At 74.0% G+C, this 19,650-nt stretch carries 19 protein-coding genes and 1 tRNA gene; 9 read left to right on the top strand and 11 right to left on the bottom strand.

What is annotated here, in order from left to right:
* Positions 1-34: 34 nt before the first annotated feature.
* Genes QWJ41_RS15625 through QWJ41_RS15615 form a run of 3 tightly spaced genes read left to right on the top strand, consistent with a single transcriptional unit; the run spans position 35 to position 2,639 of the window.
* A complete protein-coding gene (locus QWJ41_RS15625) occupies positions 35-928 on the top strand; it encodes a DICT sensory domain-containing protein (protein WP_302709325.1) in 894 nt (297 codons plus the stop codon).
* A complete protein-coding gene (locus tag QWJ41_RS15620; RefSeq protein ID WP_302709324.1) occupies positions 925-2,214 on the top strand; it encodes an FAD-dependent oxidoreductase in 1,290 nt (429 codons plus the stop codon). The genes QWJ41_RS15625 and QWJ41_RS15620 overlap by 4 nt, the downstream gene beginning before the upstream one ends.
* Entirely contained in the window at positions 2,211-2,639 is a 429-nt protein-coding gene (locus QWJ41_RS15615) for a hypothetical protein (RefSeq protein ID WP_302709323.1), read from the top strand. Before QWJ41_RS15620 ends, QWJ41_RS15615 begins: the two co-directional genes overlap by 4 nt.
* A gap of 9 nt (positions 2,640-2,648) precedes the next feature.
* Here the strand turns inward: QWJ41_RS15615 and lepB are convergent, their stop codons facing one another.
* Positions 2,649-3,425, bottom strand: a complete 777-nt coding sequence (lepB, locus tag QWJ41_RS15610) for a signal peptidase I (RefSeq protein ID WP_302709322.1) — start codon at positions 3,423-3,425, stop codon at positions 2,649-2,651.
* A 73-nt stretch (positions 3,426-3,498) separates the two neighbouring features.
* On the opposite strand from lepB, the gene QWJ41_RS15605 reads away from it, so the two are divergent.
* Positions 3,499-3,867 (top strand): FKBP-type peptidyl-prolyl cis-trans isomerase, encoded by a 369-nt coding sequence (locus tag QWJ41_RS15605; protein WP_302709321.1) that lies wholly within the window; start codon positions 3,499-3,501, stop codon positions 3,865-3,867.
* Positions 3,868-3,882: 15 nt separating this feature from the next.
* Complete coding sequence (locus QWJ41_RS15600) at positions 3,883-5,046, top strand: lactate 2-monooxygenase (protein ID WP_302709320.1); 1,164 nt, start codon at positions 3,883-3,885, stop codon at positions 5,044-5,046.
* A gap of 17 nt (positions 5,047-5,063) precedes the next feature.
* On the opposite strand, the gene QWJ41_RS15595 is transcribed toward QWJ41_RS15600, so the two are convergent.
* The 3 genes from QWJ41_RS15595 to QWJ41_RS15585 form a co-directional block, all read right to left on the bottom strand.
* Positions 5,064-5,324: an RNA-binding S4 domain-containing protein gene (locus tag QWJ41_RS15595; RefSeq protein ID WP_302709319.1), complete on the bottom strand. Its 261-nt coding sequence runs from the start codon at positions 5,322-5,324 to the stop codon at positions 5,064-5,066.
* Between the two features lie 35 nt (positions 5,325-5,359).
* Positions 5,360-6,694: an HNH endonuclease gene (locus QWJ41_RS15590; RefSeq protein WP_302709318.1), complete on the bottom strand. Its 1,335-nt coding sequence runs from the start codon at positions 6,692-6,694 to the stop codon at positions 5,360-5,362.
* A 399-nt stretch (positions 6,695-7,093) separates the two neighbouring features.
* Complete coding sequence (locus QWJ41_RS15585) at positions 7,094-8,365, bottom strand: DUF445 domain-containing protein (protein WP_302709317.1); 1,272 nt, start codon at positions 8,363-8,365, stop codon at positions 7,094-7,096.
* Between the two features lie 47 nt (positions 8,366-8,412).
* Here QWJ41_RS15585 and QWJ41_RS15580 point away from each other — a divergent pair, with 47 nt between their 5' ends.
* Positions 8,413-8,829: an FAD synthase family protein gene (locus QWJ41_RS15580; protein ID WP_193667579.1), complete on the top strand. Its 417-nt coding sequence runs from the start codon at positions 8,413-8,415 to the stop codon at positions 8,827-8,829.
* Positions 8,830-8,924: 95 nt separating this feature from the next.
* On the top strand, positions 8,925-10,550 hold the full coding sequence (locus QWJ41_RS15575) for an MXAN_6640 family putative metalloprotease (protein WP_302709316.1): 1,626 nt from the start codon (positions 8,925-8,927) through the stop codon (positions 10,548-10,550).
* On the opposite strand, the gene QWJ41_RS15570 is transcribed toward QWJ41_RS15575, so the two are convergent.
* Positions 10,525-11,313: a hypothetical protein gene (locus QWJ41_RS15570; protein WP_302709315.1), complete on the bottom strand. Its 789-nt coding sequence runs from the start codon at positions 11,311-11,313 to the stop codon at positions 10,525-10,527. The two genes, QWJ41_RS15575 and QWJ41_RS15570, sit on opposite strands and share 26 nt — an antisense overlap.
* Before the next feature lie 160 nt (positions 11,314-11,473).
* Here QWJ41_RS15570 and QWJ41_RS15565 point away from each other — a divergent pair, with 160 nt between their 5' ends.
* Positions 11,474-12,661 (top strand): ArsO family NAD(P)H-dependent flavin-containing monooxygenase, encoded by a 1,188-nt coding sequence (locus QWJ41_RS15565; RefSeq protein ID WP_302709314.1) that lies wholly within the window; start codon positions 11,474-11,476, stop codon positions 12,659-12,661.
* Here QWJ41_RS15565 and QWJ41_RS15560 read toward each other — a convergent pair.
* The 6 genes from QWJ41_RS15560 to QWJ41_RS22420 all read right to left on the bottom strand — a co-directional run bounded on the left by QWJ41_RS15560 (position 12,647) and on the right by QWJ41_RS22420 (position 19,424).
* The gene (locus QWJ41_RS15560; RefSeq protein ID WP_302709313.1) at positions 12,647-13,105 is read right to left on the bottom strand and encodes an arsenate-mycothiol transferase ArsC; all 459 of its coding nucleotides are present in this window, start codon (positions 13,103-13,105) and stop codon (positions 12,647-12,649) included. The two genes, QWJ41_RS15565 and QWJ41_RS15560, sit on opposite strands and share 15 nt — an antisense overlap.
* A 130-nt stretch (positions 13,106-13,235) precedes the next feature.
* A complete protein-coding gene (gene selD, locus QWJ41_RS15555; RefSeq protein ID WP_302709349.1) occupies positions 13,236-14,228 on the bottom strand; it encodes a selenide, water dikinase SelD in 993 nt (330 codons plus the stop codon).
* 11 nt (positions 14,229-14,239) lie between these two features.
* Positions 14,240-15,193, bottom strand: a complete 954-nt coding sequence (nrfD, locus tag QWJ41_RS15550; protein WP_302709312.1) for an NrfD/PsrC family molybdoenzyme membrane anchor subunit — start codon at positions 15,191-15,193, stop codon at positions 14,240-14,242.
* Positions 15,190-16,164, bottom strand: coding sequence for a 4Fe-4S dicluster domain-containing protein (locus tag QWJ41_RS15545; RefSeq protein WP_302709311.1), 975 nt, complete (start codon positions 16,162-16,164; stop codon positions 15,190-15,192). Before QWJ41_RS15545 ends, nrfD begins: the two co-directional genes overlap by 4 nt.
* On the bottom strand, positions 16,161-18,851 hold the full coding sequence (gene fdh / locus QWJ41_RS15540) for a formate dehydrogenase (RefSeq protein ID WP_500684572.1): 2,691 nt from the start codon (positions 18,849-18,851) through the stop codon (positions 16,161-16,163). The genes QWJ41_RS15545 and fdh overlap by 4 nt, the downstream gene beginning before the upstream one ends.
* A gap of 12 nt (positions 18,852-18,863) precedes the next feature.
* On the bottom strand, positions 18,864-19,424 hold the full coding sequence (locus tag QWJ41_RS22420; RefSeq protein WP_193667587.1) for a dehydrogenase: 561 nt from the start codon (positions 19,422-19,424) through the stop codon (positions 18,864-18,866).
* 122 nt (positions 19,425-19,546) lie between these two features.
* On the opposite strand from QWJ41_RS22420, the gene QWJ41_RS15535 reads away from it, so the two are divergent.
* Positions 19,547-19,641, top strand: a tRNA-Sec gene (locus QWJ41_RS15535).
* The last annotated feature ends 9 nt before the right edge of the window (positions 19,642-19,650 follow it).

Genomic DNA, 19,650 nt, shown 5'->3' with positions numbered 1-19,650 from the left:
TCCTCAACAGCCTGTTGAGTATTATGCTCTCGACATGACGCAGCCGCCCACCGCCCACGACGCCCGCCTGTCGATCGGCGACCTCGCCGACCAGACCGGCGTCTCCCCCGCCACGCTGCGCATGTGGGAGCAGCGCCACGGCTTCCCGGTGCCGCAGCGTCTCGAGAGCGGGCACCGGCGCTACCTCGAGACCGACGTCGACGCCGTACGCCGGGTGCTCGAGAGCCGCGACGCGGGCACCCGCCTCGACGTGGCCATCGAGCAGGCGGTGCGGGCCGTGCAGGCCGAGGCCGAGCCCCGCACGCCCTCGGTGTGGGCCGAGCTGCGCCGCCGGCACCCGTACCTCGACGCGCACCGGCTCACCAAGTCGACCCTGCTGGCGCTGTCGTGGGCGATCGAGGACGAGTTCGCGGCCCGCGCCGACCGCGCGCACCTCTTCGGGCTGTTCCAGGTGCAGCGCAACTTCGAGCGCGCCGAGCACCGGTGGGACGAGCTGGCGCGGGTGGCCGCCTCGACGTACGTCTTCGCGGACTTCGACGACGTGCCCGACCTGTCGACGAGCAGCATCCGGCGCCCCGTGCGGGTGCCGCTGGCCGTCGATGCCCCGATGCGTCGCGAGTGGGCGGTGGTCGTCGACAGCGTCGACCTGCCCATCGCCCTGACCGCGTGGGAGCTGCCCGGGCAGGAGGACGTCCCCAACCGCGAGAAGATCTTCGAGTCGGCCTGGACCGTCGAGCCGGCCGCGGTGCGCGACGCGGCGCGTGTCTGCGCCCGGGTCGCCGCCGACGCCGGGGCGCCGGGCGCCCCCGCCACGCTCTACCACCTCGCCGACGAGCCCGGGCCGGGCATGGCCGACCTGCGCTCGGTCACCACCCTGTTCAACCGGGTCGTCGCGTACGTCGACCGCGCGCCGCGCTCGCACGCGTGAGCGGGCCCGCCCCCGTCGACATCGCGGTCGTGGGCGCCGGGCTCGCCGGCCTGCAGTGCGCCCGCGAGCTCGTCGGCGCGGGGCTCGACGTGGTCGTGCTCGAGGCCGCGGAGGCGGTCGGCGGCCGGGTGCGCTCCGAGCACGTCGACGGCTACACGGTCGACCGCGGCTTCCAGCTGCTCAACCCCTCCTACCCCGCGGTGCGCCGCTGGGTCGACACCGCGGCGCTGGGCCTGCAGCCCCTGCCGGCGGGGGTGGCCGCGCGCCTCGACCGCGGCACCGTGCGGGTGGCCGACCCGCGTCGCGAGCCGGGGCTGCTCCCGGCCACGCTGCGCGGAGCGCTGCGGCTGCTGCGCGGCGCGCCCGCGGCGGCCCGGTGGGGCCGTCCGCTGCTGACCCGCGACCACCGCGGCCTGGTGCGGCGTGCGGCGGCCACCCGGGCCGACCGGTCGCTGCGCGACGCCCTCGACGACCACGGGGTGCGCGGCGACCTGCGCCGGGTGCTCGACGCGTTCCTGGCCGGGGTGGTGCTCGACGACACCGGTGGGACCTCCGACCACTTCGCGCTGCTGCTGACCCGGGCGTTCCTCGACGGCACGCCGTCGCTGCCCCGCGGCGGCATGCAGGCGCTGCCCGACCAGCTGGCCCGCGGGCTCGGTGCGCGGTTGCGGCTGGGACGCGCGGCGCTCGCCCTGCGTCACGACGACGTCGGCGCCACGGTCGAGACCGACGACGGTCCGGTGCGCGCCCGGGTCGTGGTGGTGGCCACCTCGGGGCCGGCCGCCTCCTGCCTGGTCGGCGACGCCGCGCTGCCGACGACCCGCACCCGTGGCGTGGTCACCCACTGGTGGGCGGTGCCGCCCGGCCAGGTCTCGCCCGGCCCGGGTCTGCTGCACGTCGACGCCCGCAGCCGTCCGACCGGCCCGCTGGTCAACACCGCCGTGGTCTCGGCCGCCGCGCCGTCGTACGCACCGGCGGGGCGGCACCTCGTGCAGGCCTCGGCGCTGCTGGGCGAGGACCGGGCGGCGCCCGACGAGGCCACGATGCGCCGCCACGCCGCCGAGCTGCTGGGGGCCGGCGGCACGGGCTGGGAGACCGTGGCGCGCCACGAGGTGCGCGACGCCCTGCCCGCGCAGCCCGCTCCCCTGGCCCACCGCCAGGAGCAGGTGCTCGGACCCTCCCTGGTGGTCTGCGGCGACCACCGCGACACGGCCTCGCTGCAGGGCGCGCTGGTCAGCGGCCACCGCGCCGCGTCGGCGGCGCGCCGGCTGGTCGGCGCGCGATGAGCGCCGCGAGCACGCCCGAGGTGGTGCTGGCCCTGGTGACGACCGCGCACCTGGGCTTCCAGGCCACCGTCACCGTGCTGGTCTACCCGGCGCTGGCCCGGCTGGCGGGCGAGCCGCAGTGGGGCCGTGCGCACGAGCAGCACAGCCGCCGCATCGCGCCGCTCGTCGCGGTGCTCTACCCCGCGCTGGTGCTGAGCGGGGCGTGGCTGGTCGTCGACGGGCCCGGCGCCGCCGGCTGGGTGGCGCTCCTGGGCGTGGCGGTCGCGATCGGTGCGACCGCTGTGTCGGCCGCGCCCACGCACGGCCGGCTGGGCCGCGAGGGCCCCACCCCCGCGCTCGTACGCCGCCTGCTGCTCGCCGACCGGGTGCGCCTGGCCGGAGCCGTGGTGGCCGCCGCCGGGGCGGGCCTGGTCGTGCTGGCCTGAGGCCGGCCGTCAGTCGAGCGCGTCGAAGGCGTCGGGCTTGTCGAGCAGCGAGAACCGGCTGGCCGGCCAGACCCGGGCGAACACCTTGCCGACCACCAGGTCGGTGGCCACGTAGGCGTCGCCGGCGTCGCAGCTGCCGGCCTCGGGGGCGGCCTCGACCTCGTCGCCACGGCGGCGCTCGCGCTCCTTCGTGACGTCGCAGCTCAGGTGGAAGCTGGAGTCGGCGGAGTCGTCGCGGTGGTCGCCCATCACGAAGACCGACCCCTCGGGCACCGGCCCGGCCGACCACTCGCACGAGGCGATCATCGGGCCGTCGCAGTCGCGGTCGTTGCGGGTGAAGTCGCTGGAGTCGAGCGGCTCGCCGTTGACCAGCAGCCGGCCCTGGTCGTCGCAGCAGGTGATCGTGTCGCCGGCGACGCCGACGACCCGCTTCACCAGGTGACCACCGGCGGGGTAGAGCCCGATCCGGCTCAGCGTGCTGGCCACGGCGCCGGTCGGACCGGCCGACTCGGCGGGGCTGAGCCAGCTGCCGGGGTCCTCGAAGACGACGATGTCGCCGCGCTGCGGCTCGTCGGTCCAGTAGGAGACCTTCTGCACCAGGATCCGGTCGTTGACCTCCAGGCCCGGCTCCATCGACCCCGAGGGGATGTAGAAGGCCTGCACCAGGAAGGTCTTGACCACGAGCGCGAGCACGACCGCCAGGCCCATCAGCAGCAGCGACTCCTGCCACAGCGGCATCGAGTGGCGCTTGCCTGCCTTGTCGGCGGCTGACGCTTCGTCCGGCACGTGCCCTCCCTCGCTGCGCCGGCACCCCACCGGTCGCGGCAGACCCTACCCGGAGGGCACTAGGGTCTGACCCATGGACAAGCCTGAGATCGACTTCCCCGACTTCGACCCGCCCGCCGACCTCGTGGTCACCGACGTCACCGTCGGCGACGGCGCCGAGGCCTCCTCCGGCCAGACCGTGTCGGTGCACTACGTGGGCGTGGCCCACTCCACCGGCGAGGAGTTCGACGCGTCGTACAACCGCGGCACCCCGCTGCAGTTCCGCCTCGGCATCGGCCAGGTCATCAGCGGCTGGGACCAGGGCGTGCAGGGCATGAAGGTCGGCGGCCGCCGCAAGCTCGTCATCCCGCCGCACCTGGGCTACGGCGACCGCGGCGCCGGTGGCGTCATCAAGCCCGGCGAGACGCTGATCTTCGTCGTCGACCTGCTCGACGTCTCCTGAGCACCCCGTAAGCACATGGGCCACTTCGGAGACCACCAGATCTCGATCTACGTCGACGGGATGATCGGCGGCACCACGCCGGCGATCACCACCGACCTGGCGTCGCTGGAGACCGCTGCGGCCCAGGTGCTCGACCCCGCCCCGCTCGGCTACATCGTGCCGAGCGCGGGCGGGGGCTCGACGGCGCGCGCCAACGTCGCGGCCTTCGAGCGCTGGCGGATCGTGCCGCGGATGCTGCGCGACCACGCCACCCGCGACCTGTCCACCGAGGTGCTCGGCACCGCGATGGCCGCCCCGGTGCTGCTGGGGCCGGTGGGGGTGCAGACCCTCGCCCACCCCGACGGCGAGCTGGCCAGCGCCCGCGCCGCGACCGCGATGGGGCTGCCGTTCGTGCAGTCCACCCAGGCCGACCACTCCATCGAGCAGGTCGCCGAGGCCTCCGGCGACGGCGCCCGGTGGTACCAGCTCTACTGGCCCTCCGACCCCGAGCTCTGCGAGAGCTTCCTGGCCCGGGCCCAGGCGTCGGGCTACACCCACCTCGTCGTCACCCTCGACACCACGATGCTGGGCTGGCGCCCCCAGGACCTCGACCGCGGCTACCTGCCGTTCCTGGCCAACCAGGGCATCGCCTCCTACACCACCGACCCGGTCTTCAACGCCCGCCTCGAGAAGCCCGCCGACGAGGACCCGGTCGGCGCCGGCATCGCGTTCGCCGGTGTCTTCCCCAACCCCGGGCTCAGCTGGGACCAGCTGCCGTGGCTGCGCGAGCGCTGGCCCGGCCCGATCGTGCTCAAGGGCATCCAGCACGTCGACGACGCGCGGCTGGCCCGCGACCACGGCGTCGAGGGCATCGTGGTCTCCAACCACGGCGGCCGCCAGGTCGACGGCGCGGTGGCCTCGCTCGACGTGCTGCCCGGCATCGCCGAGGCCGTCGGCGACGACCTGTGCGTGCTCTTCGACTCCGGTGTGCGCTCGGGCCCCGACGTGCTCAAGGCGCTGGCGCTGGGCGCCGAGGCCGTGCTGCTGGGCCGGCCCTACCTCTACGGCCTGGCGCTGGGCGGGCAGCCCGGTGTCGAGCACGTGCTGCGCTGCCTGCTGGCCGAGCTCGACCTGACATTGGGCAACGCCGGCTACGCCAGCCACCGCGACCTGGGCCCGGAGGCTCTGGTCCGCGTCTGAGCGCGGCCGTCAGGGCCCTACCAGGGCAGCCCGTCGTCGTACGTCGCCTCGTCGGCGACCCGCGCCGCCTGCGGTCCGAGCCGCACCACGTCGCCCATGGCGAGCTGGCGACCGCGGCGGGTCTCGACCTCGCCGTTGACCAGCACCTCGCCGGAGGCGACGACCTCCTTGGCCTGCGAGCCCGACTCGATCAGGTTGGCCAGCTTGAGGAACTGGCCCAGGCGGATGACGGACTCCTCGCGGACGGGGACGTCGAAGGGCTCCACGGGTTCAGGCACTCCCCCAGTCAACCACTCGCGCGACGGCGCGCGCCTCAGGCCGCCCGGTAGTCGCCGGCGAGGACGACCTGGAGGTGGGGGCGGTAGATCCGGACCCCGGGGCGAGGTCCTGGTGGTCGCTGCTCGGCTGGTGGGTCGCCGGGTGGCAGGGCGGGAGCGCGGGAGCGGACCTGGTGACCGGTGGGCGTCGTCGTCGTGACCACGCCGTCGTGGGCGGTGGCGGTAAAGCCCAGGGCTTCCTTGGCCTGGTTGCAGGCCTCGCACAGCCCCTGGCCGTTGCCGCCGCTGGTGGGGCCGCCCGCATGGTCGGGGACGACGTGGTCGCGGTGCCGGATCGGGGCGTCGCACCACGGGGTGCGGCACGACTGGTCCCGCAGGTCGATGAACAGCCCCAGCGAGGCTGGGAAGGTGCGGGAGCGGGCGTCCATCGCGACCAGGGCGCCGGTGCTGGTGGTGTAGAGCCGCCGCAGCGTCGCGTGCGCCTCCGCCAGCGCGGTGGCGACCAGGTCGCGGGCCACCCCGGCCGGCACCGGCCCGTAGCCGGCGATCCAGCCCGGCGCGTGCCCACCGTCGAGCAGGGTGGCATCCGAGACGGTCAGGTTGACCGCCACCGGCACCGGGCCAGAAACTGGCGCCGGCTCGGCGGACTCTGAGCTTGTGGGAGTCGTGAGAGAGGTGACGAGGGCGTCGGCCATCACCTGACCGCGGCTGCGCTCGTCGCCGGCGGCCCGGGCCTGGTCCGCGGTCCGCGTGAGGGCGGCGTAGACCGAGACGCCCTGGGCGACCGGGAGTAGCGCAGTCAGCCAGGTCATCGTGTCCGGCGCGGGGCGCAGCGAGACGTGCCGCTCCCCCTCGGCCTTGCGGGATCGCTTGAGGGCGGCGTGCGGGTCGAGCTCGTAGGCCCGTGCCCGTGCCGCCGCGACCAGCCGTCGGTCGCCCCAGCCCTCGGTGGTGGCGGGGTCGGCCATCAGCTCGGCATCGATGCGGCGACGGTCCTCCAGTGACAGGCAGGCGGTCTCGCGGGCCACCAACGTGGCACGCCACTCGGTGCACCAGCCCGCGCGCATCGCTGCCAGCGTGTGCGGCAGCTCGGTCACCAGGATCTTCGCCAACCCGAGGTGACGGGCGCCCCGGTTCGGGGACTCCCGCCGAGCGAGCGCGACCTGGGAGGCCACTCCGGCGCCCTGCTTCTCAGCGCGGACACCGGCTGCGGCGTGGCGGCGGCGTACGACCTCGTCGAGACGGGCCGTCAGCTCGACCTGCAACGCCTCGAGCCGGCACTTCTCCTCCTCGGCCGCCCGCAGCACCTCGACCAGCTCGACCTCGGAGAGGTCGGCCAGGTCGAGACCGGGTGCGGGAGCGGGTGCCATGCTCGTCACTTTACTCGAACACGTGTTCGAGCGCAAGGGGTGTGACGACTCCGACTTCGACCTCTCAGAGCCGTCACCGCCCTCCTGACGGGAGCCCGCGCACCCCCCGACCCGTGGCCCCACCTCGCCGGCCCATCACCGCAGAACCGCCGAGGGTTGAGTGCGTCGGTCATCGGTGACCCAGCAACCGTTCCTCACCCACCCCCGGTTGCTGACGCACCGCGGGCCTGGGCGGGTAGAGCCCAGCGGTGCGCTGGCAACCGAAGCCGCGGTCAGAACGGTTCCTGACCCACCGCGCGCCTCTGACTGCGCGGGCGCACAACCCTCTCCCAGCCGAACGCCGAGCCGGCGCCAGTTCCGAACTGGCGCCGGCTCGCGCGGAACTCGCGCCGGCTCGGGTCAGGGCAGCAGCACGTCGAGGGTGTGGATCAGCACGCCGACCAGACCGCCGACGATGGTGCCGTTGATCCGGATGAACTGCAGGTCGCGGCCCACGTGCAGCTCGATGCGCTCGGCGGCCTCGCGACCGTCCCAGCGCTCGATGGTGTGAGTGATGACGGCGGTGACCTCCTGGCCGTAGCGCTCCACGACGAAGACGGCGGCGTCGGCGGCGGCGGCGTCGAGGCCGGCGCGCAGGTCGGGCTCGGTGACCAGGCGGTGGGCGAACCGGTCGACCTCGGTCTGCAGCCGCTCGCGCACGGCCCCGCGGGGGTCGCCGAGCGACTCGGTCAGGGCCCGGCGCAGGGCGTCCCACAGCGCGATGGCGGTCGCGATCACCTGGGGCTGGTCGAGCAGGCGGTCCTTGAGCGCCTCGGCCCGCTCGCGGGTGCCGGGGTCCTCCAGCAGGTCGTGCGAGAGCTGGCGCAGCATCGAGTCGAGCGCGGCCCGGGCGCGGTGGCGCGGGTCGTCGCGGATGTCGGAGACCCAGCGCACGAGCTCGAGGTGGATGCGCGAGGTGACCCGCTCGTTGATGCTCTGCGGCGCCCACCACGGCGCACGCTCCCCCAGCACCTCGGCGACCGTGTCGGGGTTGTCGACCAGCCACCCGTGCAGCTCGTCGAGCACCAGGTCGATCACCCCGTGGTGCAGGTCATCGCGCATCGCCTCGGCCAGCAGGTTGCCCAGCAGCGGCGAGATCGGCTCCTCGTGGAAGCGCGGCACCAGCGCGTCCTCGACCAGGCTGCGCACGTGCTCGTCGCGCACCTTGGCCAGCCCGGTCGCGACCACCTCGGCGACCTCGACGACCACCCTGCGCGAGTGCTCAGGCTCCGAGAGCCACGCGCCGACCCGGGCGGCGACCTGGGCGGCGCCGACGCGCTCGCGCACGACCTCCTCCTGCAGGAAGTTCTCACCGACGAACTCCTGCAGGCCGCGGCCCAGGTCGTCCTTGCGGCGCGGGATCAGCGCCGTGTGCGGGATCGGGATCCCCAGGGGGTGCCGGAACAGCGCGGTCACCGCGAACCAGTCGGCGATCGCGCCCACCATCGACGCCTCCGCGCCGGCGTTGACGAAGCCCCAGAAGCCGTCGAGGTCACGGGTCAGGGCGTAGACGACGGCGGCCAGGACCAGCAGTCCGAGGGCCACGCTGCGCATGCGGCGCAGGGCTCGACGGCGTACGTCGTCCTGCGTGGTGTCGGTGTGGGGCGCCGGGGCCGCGGTCTGGGTGCTCATCAAGGCCAGATTCTCGCGCACGGGTGTCTGGTGCGAGACTTCGCGGCATGTCGGCACCCTCCTCCACGGCCCGCACCGTGATCACCTTCGGGACCTTCGACGTCTTCCACGTCGGGCACCTGCGCGTCATCGAGCGCGCCGCCGCCCTCGGCGACCGGCTCGTGGTCGGTGTCTCCGCCGACGAGCTGAACATGCGCAAGAAGGGCCGCGAGCCCGTCTTCAGCGAGGGCGAGCGGATGGCGATCGTGGCCGCGCTCAAGCCGGTGCACGCGGTCTTCCTCGAGGAGAGCCTCGAGCTCAAGCGCGACTACATCCTCGAGCACGGCGCCGACGTGCTCGTGATGGGTGACGACTGGGAGGGCCGCTTCGACGAGTTCCGCGACATCTGCGACGTCGTCTACCTGCCGCGCACCCCCGCCATCTCCACGACCGCGCTGATCGAGAAGATCTCCGCGACCGGCTGACCGGCGCGTCCGCCCGGAACGGGACACCGGCGCGGTGCAGGCTGGTCCAGACCGCCCGCAGGCCCGAGACGCCGGCCCCAGACGCTAGGACCACGATGCGCCGCAGACCCGCCGCTCCGCCCCGCCGCCGCACGACCGCGACGGCCCTCGCCGTCGGCCTCGCCGCCGCCCTGCTGTCGAGCGCGGCCCCCGGCACGGCGGCCTCGACCCCCGGGCCGGGCCTCTCCGACGTGCCGGCCCTCGCGACCGGCACGGCCGCGGCCGGCGACGACCCGCAGCAGGTGCTCGCCGCCGCCCGCGAGGCGCTAGGCCTGGCCGGGACCACCACCGGAGGGCGCGGCCCCGGACAACCCGTCGGCGAGCCGCGCGAGGCGACCCTGGCGCTGCGCGACCTGCAGGTCGCACTCCCCCGCCTCGCCGAGGATGAGCGCGACCAGGGCGAGGCGCTGCTGGCCCGGCCCACCGACGGCGACGCCGACCCCGTCGGCCAGGGCTACACCAGTCGCTCGAAGCGGATCTGCGGCGACCACGTGTGCGTGCACTACGTGACCAAGGGCGCCGACAAGCCCTCCAGCCAGGCCTGGGTGCGCACCACGCTCGCGGTGATGGAGCGGGTGTGGGCCTTCGAGACCGGTCGGCTCGGCTACCGCACCCCGGTCAGCGACCGCACCCTGCCGAAGCGGGAGAACGGCGGCAACGGCAAGTTCGACGTCTACCTCAAGGAGCTCAGCGCCCAGCGGCTCTACGGCTACTGCTCCCCCGAGTACGAGGTCAAGGGCAACAAGCGGCTCGCGAACGGCTACTGCGTGCTCGACGACGACTTCGCCCGCTCCGAGTACGGCCGCAAGCCCAAGGACACGCTGCGCGTCACCGCTGCCCACGAGTTCTTCCACGCGATCCAGTTCAACTACGACTACCGCGAGGACCGCTGGTTGATGGAGTCGACCGCGACCTGGATCGAGGAGCGCTTCGCCGACGACGTCGACGACAACCGGCAGTTCCTGCCGGTCGGCCAGGTGCGGGTGCCCGACGCCCCCCTCGACGTCTTCAGCACCACCTTTGGACGCCACTACGGCAACTGGGCCTGGTGGGAGCACCTGAGCCAGCGCCACGGCAACGCCGTGGTGGCGAAGGTCTGGAAGCAGGCCGGGCAGTTCCGCGGCGCCGGGCGCGACTACTCGACCAAGGCCCTCACCACGGTGCTCGGCCCGAAGGGCGGCTTCAGCCGCGAGTACACCCGCTTCGTCGCCGCCAACCTCGACACCCGCGCGTCGTACGCCGAGGGCCGGCACTGGCCGAGCCCCACCCGGGCGGCCAGGGCGCGCCTGACGAAGGACGCCCCGACCGCGACCCGGCGCACCGCGGTCGACCACATGGCGGCCAAGCACGTCGACGTCAGGCCCGCGGGGGCGCTGAAGGGGCGCCGGTGGCGGCTGCGACTGGCGCTGGAGGGGCCGGGGTCGGCCTCCCGGCCGATGGCGGTGGTGACCGTGACGACCACGAAGGGCGAGGGCACCCAGAAGATCCTGGGCTTCGGCGACGACGGACGAGCCAGCACCACGGTGCCGTTCTCGGCCTCACGCGTCGAGGGGGTCACCGTCTCGTTCGTCAACACCGCGACGAGCTTCGACTGCTACGAGGACGAGCCCTACTCGTGCTCGGGCGCGGCCAAGCACGACGAGAAGCCGTTCCGCGTCACCGCCACGGCTTTCCGGCGCTGAGCCGCGGACCCTTGCCGCGCGAGCCCTTCCCACGCGATCCCTTGGCCTGAGGGGCCTTGCCCGGGAAGCCCTTCACCTTCACCTGCGGGGCCTTGCCCGGGAAGCCCTTGGCCTTGGCCTGCGGGGCCTTGCCGGAGAACCCCTTCACCTTCACCTGCGGGGCCTTGCCCGGCGACGCCTTGGCCCCGCCCCCGAGGGGGCCGTCGGCGGCCTCACCCAGGGTGCCGACCACGCCGACGACGCCCTGCCCGACCGGCTGGCTCAGCCCGCCGGTGAGCTCGTCGAGGGCCTGGGCGGCCGTGCCGGCGGCGGGGTTCAGCACCGCGGAGACCGGCCCGTCGCCGCCACCACCGGACGGCGGAGCAGGAGACGTGGGAGGCGGACCCTGCGGGCCCTGCGGGCCGCGCGGCCCCTGCCCCGAGGGCGGGGAGGCGGGCTGGGCCGGCGCGGCGGCCGGCTGGACCACCGGCTGGCCCGACGACTGGGGCGGCTGGGTCGATCGCTGGGGCTCGGCCGCCGCCGGGGAAGCGGCCCGTCCGACCGTGTCCCCAGCCCGGTCCGGGCGCGTGCCGACCCCGGCACCGGGTCGCAGCTGCGCACCGGGCACCATCGACTGCTCGGCGGCCAGCACCGGCCGCTCGCCGCCCAGGTCGGGCAGCACGTCGACCACGGTCGTGGTGACCACCAGGGCACCGACGAAGGCACCGGCGCCGACCACCAGGCCGGCGTAGCCCAGGCGCAGGTCACGGTCGCGTCGGGTCACCACCCTGCGTCTGCGCACCACTGCCACCACCTCGTCGTCGAGTCTCCCAGCCGGAGGCTAGCGAGCCCGGGGGCCCGGGTGCAGCCCCCGCGCGCCCCGAGGCCCGGGTGGACCAGAGGAAATGACCGAAAGGACGACGGCGCTGTCTAGGGTCGGGCGGGTGAGCGAGCGCCGGGGCACCGACCCGCAGGTCGACGTGTGCGTCATCGGGGCCGGGCAGGCCGGGCTGGCGGCCGGGTTCTACCTGCAGCGCGCCGACCGCGAGCGGCGCCGCCGGGGCGTCGGCGAGCTGTCGTGGGTGGTCCTCGACGCGCACGACCGGCCGGGCGGCTCCTGGCCCGATACGTGGCCGAGCCTGCGGCTCTTCTCCCCTGCCGCCTACAGCTCGCTGCCCGGCTGGCCGATGCCGCGGTGGAGCGGCGAGGACAACCCGCCCGCCTCCCACGTGGTCGCCTACCTGCGCGACTACGAGCAGCGCTACGGCCTCGACGTGCGTCGCCCGGTGCGGGTGCACGAGGTGCGCCGCGACGCCGGCGAACGGCTGCGGGTGCGCACCGACCACGGCGACTGGTCGGCCCGGGCCGTCATCAGCGCCACCGGCACGCAGTCGCGGCCCTTCGTGCCGGCCGTGCCCGGCGCCGACGACTTCGAGGGCACCCAGGTGCACACCGCCGGCTACCGGGGGCCCGCGGCGTACGCCGGGCAGCGCGTGCTCGTCGTGGGCGGCGCCAACTCCGCGGCCCAGGTGGCCGCCGACCTGCTGCCGGTGGTCGAGCGGCTGCACTGGGCGGCGCTGCGCCCGCCCCGCTACCTGCCCGACCACGTCGACGGCCGGGTGCTCTTCGAGACCGCCACCCAGGCGGTGCGCGACCGGGCCGCCGGGCGGCCGACCCCGGGCGTGGCCTCGCTGGGCGACGTCGTGGCCGTGCCGCCGGTGCGCGAGGCGCGCGACCGGGGCAGGCTGCGCGCGGTGCCGATGGTCGAGCGGCTGACCCGCACCGGCGCCCGCTGGCCCGACGGGCGCGAGGAGCCCCTCGACGCGGTCGTGTGGGCCACCGGCTTCCGGCCCGCGCTGGGCCACCTGCGGGCCCTGGGCCTGGCCGCCACCGACGGGCGCCTGCTCACCGAGGCGCCCGCGGGCGGCACGATGCCGGTGCAGGCCGCCGGGGAGCCCCGCGTGCTGCTGCTGGGGTACGGCGACTGGTGCGGGCCGGCGTCGGCGACCCTGGTCGGCGTGGGTCGCCCGGCGCGGGAAGCCGTGGCCGCGGTCGAGGCCCTGGTCGACCGGGCCGACCGGGTCGACGGGGTCGACGGGGTCGACGGGGCTACCGGCTCAGGAGAGGACTGAGGGCCCCAGGTCGAGGTCGGGCACCAGCTCGACGAGCAGCCCGCGGACCCGCTCGTCGAGGTCGGCCACGATCGCGCGCACGGTCTCGGGGTCCTGCCCGCCCGGGTCGGCGACCGGCCAGTCGACGTACTTCACGCCGGGCACGTAGGGGCACTCCTCGCCGCAGCCCAGCGTGATCGCCATGGTGCTGTCGGCGATGGTCTCGCGGGTGAGCCGGGTCGGCTCCTCCCTCGAGGTGTCGAGGCCGAGGCGCTCGAGGGCGTCGGCGACCTCGGGGTGGATGTGCTCGCCGGGCTGGGTGCCGGCCGACAGTGCGCGCACCCGCCCCTGCGCGTAGTGCTCGGTCAGCACCCGGCTGATCACCGAGCGGCCACCGTTGCGCACGCAGGCGAAGACCACCTGCGGGGCGTCGGCGCCGCCGGAGGTGCTGGGGGTGTCGTTCATCAGGGCTCCTGGGGATCGGGTCGACGGCCGGCCGAGCAGTCACTTGCGCACCATCGACCGGTCATGTTCGTACCACGCGAGGGTGCACGATCGACTGCTCGGAGGTGAACAATCGACTGCTCGTGCCTCGTCAGCGCACCGTGATGCGGGCGTCCGCCCCCGCGCGGGCCACGACCTCGCCGACGACCGGGTGGCCGGGCAGCTCGCCGGCGACCAGCAGGCCCCCGGAGGTCTGTGCGTCGGCCAGCAGCACCAGCTCGTCCTCGTCGACCCCGGCGTCGAGGTGGGGGCGCACCCAGTCGAGGTTGCGGCGGCTGCCGCCCGGCACGAACCCGGCGGCGTACGACGCGCGCGCCGGCTCGAGGTAGGGCACGGCCGCGGCGTCGACCACCGCGTCGACCCCGCTGGCCCGGCACATCTTGTAGAGGTGGCCCAGCAGCCCGAAGCCGGTGATGTCGGTGGCGGCGGTGTGGCCCGCGGCCAGCGCGGCGCGCGAGGCGTCGCGGTTGAGCGAGGTCATCACCGCGACCGCCTCCTCGAAGCGCTCGCCGGTCGCCTTGTGGCGGTTGTTGAGCACGCCGAGGCCCAGCGGCTTGGTCAGCGTCAGCGGGGTGCCGGGGGCGGCGGCGTCGTTGCGCAGCAGCCGGGAGGGGTCGGCGGTGCCGGTCACGGCCAGGCCGTACTTGGGCTCCGGGTCGTCGATGCTGTGCCCGCCGGCCAGCAGGCAGCCGGCCTCGGCGCAGGTCGCCGCTCCCCCGCGCAGCACCTCGGCGGCCACCTCGAAGGGGATCCGGTCGCGCGGCCAGGCCAGCAGGTTGACCGCGACCAGCGGCTCCCCGCCCATCGCGTAGACGTCGGAGAGGGCGTTGGCCGCAGCGATGCGCCCCCAGTCGTAGGGGTCGTCGACGACCGGGGTGAAGAAGTCGGTGGTCAGCACCACCGCGCGGTCGTCGTCGAGGCGCACCACCGCACCGTCGTCGCCGTGCTCGAGACCGACCAGCAGGTCGGGGCCGGCGGCCACCGGCAGCCCGGCCAGCACGCGTTCGAGCTCGCCGGGCGGCACCTTGCAGGCGCAGCCGCCCCCAGAGGCGTACTGGGTCAGTCGGAGGGAGTCTTGAGGGATCGTCTCACCGGTCACACGGACACAGTGCCGGATCCCTGGCGACGCGCCTCCTCCTCCCGGGCGCGAATCCGCTCGCGCTGCGGCACCACGACGTACTTGGGGTCCCGCGCCGACTCGCGCCCGGCCTCGAAGACCGCGAAGCGCAGCGCCAGCGAGCCGGCGGAGTACGACGCCCCCGCCACCCGGCGCAGCCACGGACGACGCTGCCCGAGCGCGCTCAGCCCGAGACCGGTGACGGTCAGAGCCCGCGAGAGCTTCGTCAGCTTGCCTGCCAGGCCCTTCTCGTAGGGCTCGGCGAGCATCCCGAGGCGCTGCTCCATGTGGTGGGCCAGCCCGAGCTCGGCGACCGCGCCGATGCCCGCCATCCGCACCGCGGGACCGCTCTCGGCGGCCGGGGCCAGCATCATCGCGGTGCCGCCGGCGGCGGCCGCCGCCGAGGCGCCGAAGACGAAGGGCAGCTCGCGGTGGGCCTCGTGCCAGACCGGGATGGCGGTGTTGGAGAACAGGGCGGCGGTGTAGGTCGCCAGCGGGGGTCCGAAGACGGCCGCGCCGGCTCCGGCCAGTCGGCCCAGGCGGGGCGCGACCCCGGTGACGTGCGAGGCGGCGGCCGCGCCGGCGAGGCTGCTGAAGGGGGCCAGGATGTAGGACCCGACCGACAGCGGCGAGGTGGGCTTGAAGACCCGCAGCATGTTGAGGAACCGCTCGGGGCGGCCCAGGTCGTGCACCAGCGCGACGGTGCCGATCGCGGCCCCGGTCGCGGCCGTGAGCCGGGTGACCCGCTCGAGGCCCGGGCGTCCGCTGAGCGCCGCTCCCTCGGCCAGCAGCGACGAGCCGCCGGCGATGCCACCGATCCACAGGTAGATCGGGACGTCGGGGGTCTTCCAGGTGGGTTCCTTCAGGATCGGGCGCCCGTAGTAGGACTGGAACTCCGGCTCCGGCACCATCGACTGCTCGCCGCGCTTCATCGGCGCCTCCCGAGGAAGGACGCGGCACCCAGGCCGGCCAGGGCCAGCGCCCCGGCGCCCACGTGGCGCCACATCGAGCCCAGGTCGCGGGTGGTGACCACCGGGTCGGGCGGCAGGCCGTAGACCTCCGGCTCGTCGAGGAGCAGGAAGAACGCCCCGTCGCCGCCGACGCCGTCGTCGGGGTCGGCGCCGTAGAGCCGGGCCACGTCGACGCCCTGGTCGTGCAGCTGCTCGACCCGGGCGGCCGCCCGCTCGCGCAGCTCGTCGAGGTCACCGAACTGGATCGACTCGGTGGGGCAGGCCTGCGCGCAGGCCGGCGTCTGGCCCTCCTTGAGCCGGTCGTAGCACAGCGTGCACTTGAAGGCGCGGCCGTCGTCCTTGCGCTGGTCGATGACGCCGTAGGGGCAGGCCGGCACGCAGTAGCCGCAGCCGTTGCAGATGTCCTCCTGGACCACCACGGTGCCGAACTCGGTGCGGAACAACGAGCCGGTCGGGCACACGTCGAGGCAGGCCGCGTGCGTGCAGTGCTTGCAGACGTCGGAGGACATCAGCCAGCGCACCCCGCTGTCGCCGGAGGCCGCCCCCTGCGGGTCGCCGTCGACGAGGTCCTCGCCCAGGGTCACCTCGCGCTCCCAGCCGGGAGGCTTGCTGCCCGGCATCCCCAGGTCGGTCGGCGGGGCCCCCGTCGAGGGTGCTCCCACCGGCTGCTCGATGAAGGCGACGTGGCGCCAGGTGCTGGCGCCGAGCTGCTGGGTGTTGTCGTAGGACATCCCCGTGAGCAGGTAGCCGTCGTCGGGCACCTGGTTCCACTCCTTGCACGCCACCTCGCAGGCCTTGCAGCCGATGCACACCGAGGTGTCGGTGAAGAAGCCCTTGCGGGTGGGGTGGTCCTCGTAGCCCGCGTTCTGGCTGGGGTCGTCGAGGCGTCCCCACAGGGACTCCGGGGAGAGGAACTCGCTGAGCCTGCTCACGTGTCGGTGCCTCCGTCGGTGGGGTTGTCCAGGTCGACGCCGGCGCGCCTGCGGTAGTCCTCGACGTACGCCGTCAGCTCGGGGCCGCGCGGGCGACGACCGGGCCGGATGTCGCAGGTGCCGACCTTGTCCTGGATCGAGACGTTCGGGTCCATGGTCACGTTGACCAGGTCGTTGGGCGAGTCGCCCTTCGAGATGCCGTTGACGCCCCAGTGGTAGGGCAGACCGACCTGCTCGACCCACTGCTCGCCGAGTCGCAGCGAGCGCAGCCGCTCGGTCACCAGCACCCGCGCCTCGATGGCGGTGCGGGCGGTCACGATGGTCACCCACTCGCCGTGCTCGAGACCACGCTCGGCCGCCAGGCGCGGCGAGACCTCGCAGAACGGCTCGGGCTGCAGCTCGGTCAGGTAGGGCAGCGTGCGGCTCATCGCCCCCGTCGTGTGGTGCTCGGTGAGCCGGTAGGTGGTGAACACGTAGGGGAACACGTCCGAGAAGCTCGGGTTGATCGGGTTCGACGGGGTCGAGAGCTGCTTGCGCCCGGGGTTGTTCTGCTGGGCGTAGACCGGGTTGTGCACCGGCGACTCGGGCGGCTCGTAGTGCGCCGGCAGCGGACCGTCGGCGACGCCGACCGGGGCGAAGAGCCACCCCTTGCCGTCGGTCTGCATCACGAACGGGTCCTGGCCGCCGATCGCGTCGGGACCCTTCGCCCCGTCCGCCGGCACGTGGTCGGGAGCCCGGTCGACGACGAAGTCGGGCACGTCGGAGCCGGTCCAGCGACCCTGCTCGGCGTCCCACCACACGTAGCGCTTGCGCTCGCTCCACGGGGTGCCGTCGGGGGCCGCGGAGGCCCGGTTGTAGAGGATGCGCCGGTTGGCCGGCCACACCCAGCCCCACTCCGAGGCCACCTGGTCCTGTTCCCAGTGCGGCTTGCGCCGCCGGGCCTGGTTGACCCCGTCGGCGAACACGCCGCAGTAGATCCAGCAGCCGCAGGAGGTCGACCCGTCGGCCTTCAGCTCGGTGTACGACGAGAGCGGCGCCCCGTCGGGGCCGGTGCCGTTGATCTCCCTCAGCACCGCCTCCGCGTCGGGCTCGCCGTGCTCGTCGACCGGGTAGTCCCAGGCCAGGTCGAGCAGCGGACGGTCCATCTCGTCGGTGGAGCCGGCGAGCTTCTCGCGGATCCGGTTGCCGAGGTCGACGTAGAACTCCAGCTCGCTCTGGCAGTCGTCGGGCGGCTGGACCGCCTGGTCGCGCCACTGCAGCATCCGCTGGGTCTGGGTGAAGGAGCCGGCCTTCTCGACGTGGTTGGCCGCGGGCATGAAGAAGACCTCGGTGCCGATGTCCTCGGTGACCAGCTCGCCGGTCTCGATCTCGGGGCCGTTCTTCCAGAAGTCCGCGGACTCGATCATCTGCAGGTCGCGCACGACCAGCCAGTCGAGGTTGGCCAGGCCCAGGCGCTGCATCTTGCCGTTGGCCGAGCCCACCGCGGGGTTCTCCCCCACCAGGAAGTAGCCCTTGACCTTGCCCTCGATCTGCCCCTTGACGGTGCTGTACGTCGAGTGGTCGCCGGTCAGGCGCGGCAGGTAGTCGAAGCAGAAGTCGTTCTCGGGCGTGGCCGCGTCGCCCCAGTAGGACTTGAGCAGGCTGACGGCGTAGGAGCGGATGTTGCCCCAGAAGCCGGCCTTGCCCTCGTCGGCGCGCACCCACTCGTCGAGGCTCTGGTGGTGGTCGGCCAGCGGCATCGGCAGGTAGCCGGGCAGGATGTTGAACAGCGTCGGGATGTCGGTGGAGCCCTGGATGCTGGCGTGCCCGCGCAGCGCCAGGATGCCGCCACCCGGCCGCCCGATGTTGCCCAGCAGCAGCTGCAGGATCGAGGCGGTGCGGATCATCTGCGCGCCCGTGCTGTGGTGGGTCCAGCCCACGGCGTACGCGAAGGCGGTGGTGCGCTCGCGCCCGCTGTTGGAGGTCAGGGCCTCGGCCACCTGGTGCAGCTGCTCGGGCCGGATCCCGCAGACCTCCTCGACCATCTCGGGGGTGTAGCGGGCGAAGTGCCGCTTGAGGATCTGGAAGACGCAGCGCGGGTGCTGCAACGTCTCGTCGCGCAGCCCCTTCCAGTTCACCGGAGCACCACCGGAGCCGTGGCTCTCGGAGCGGGCGGCCTGGTGCGAGCGCTTCGCGTCCTGTCCGGTGCCGGCCGCGTCCGCCTCCTCGCGCAGCTCGCGGTCGCGCTGGCGCTCCTCCTCGTTCATCTCCTCGGGCGGCTCGTAGCGCCACGAGATCGGGTCGTACTGCCCGGTCTCGGGGTCGAAGCCGGAGAACAGCCCGTCGAGGTCGTCGGGGCCCTGGTAGTCGGCGTCGATGATGTTGGCGGCGTTGGTGTAGGCCACGACGTACTCGCGGAAGTCGAGGTCGTTGCTCAGCACCTGGTTGACCAGACCGCCCAGGAACGCGATGTCGCTGCCCGCGCGGATCGGGACGTGCAGGTCGGAGACCGCCGAGGTCCTGGTGAACCGGGGGTCGACGTGGATGATCGTCGCGCCCCGGCGCTTGGCCTCCATCACCCACTGGAAGCCCACCGGGTGGGCCTCCGCCATGTTGGAGCCCTCGATGAGGATGCAGTCAGCGTTCTGCAGGTCCTGCAAGCTGGTGGTAGCCCCACCACGGCCGAACGAGGTACCCAGACCGGGCACCGTGGAGGAGTGTCAAATACGGGCCTGGTTCTCGATCTGTATCGCCCCCATGGCCGTGTACAGCTTCTTCATGAGGTAGTTCTCCTCGTTGTCGAGGGCTGCCCCTCCGAGGCTGGCGATGCCGAGGGTGCGGCGCGTGCGCCGTCCTTCCTCGTCCTCCCACTGCCAGAACTGCTTGCGGGTCGCGATGACCCGGTCGGCGATCATGTCGAGCGCGGTCTCGCGGTCGAGGTCCTCCCACTCGGTGCCGTGCGGGCGGCGGTAGCGGACCTTGGTGACCCGGCTCGAGGAGGTGACCAGCTGCTTGCTGGCGCTGCCCTTGGGGCACAGGCGACCCCGCGAGATGGGGCTCGCGGCGGAGCCCTCGATCTGCACGACCTTCTCGTCCTTGACGAAGACCTTCTGGGCGCATCCCACGGCGCAGAACGGGCAGACCGAGTCGACGACCCGGTCGGCCTGCACGGTGCGTGGCTCGAGGGTGCGGCTGCGCTGCGACATCGCCGCGGCACCGCGTCCCAGCTTGTCTCGACCGAGGACCTGCCGCACCAGCGGCCACCCGAGGAACTGCTCCATGGGCTGCACCCTGCCGTACGTCCCACCCGGTTGCCAGCACCCGAGGGGGTGGGGCGTGGCGGGCCCGGGGCTGGGCGTGGGGGTGGGACGGGGGCGGGACGGCGCCGGGCTATGTTGAGTGCGGAGGCGTACCTCGTCTGGTGACGGGCGCGGCCCTCAAAGCCGTAGTGACCGGGCATCCCGGTCAGGCGGGTTCGATTCCCGTCCGCCTCCGCCAGCTCTGCCC

The sequence above is a fragment of the Nocardioides cremeus genome (assembly GCF_030518195.1).
Lineage (GTDB): Bacteria > Actinomycetota > Actinomycetes > Propionibacteriales > Nocardioidaceae > Nocardioides > Nocardioides cremeus.
Note: the sequence above shows the minus strand (reverse complement) of the source record. Positions and strands in the feature narration are given on the sequence as shown.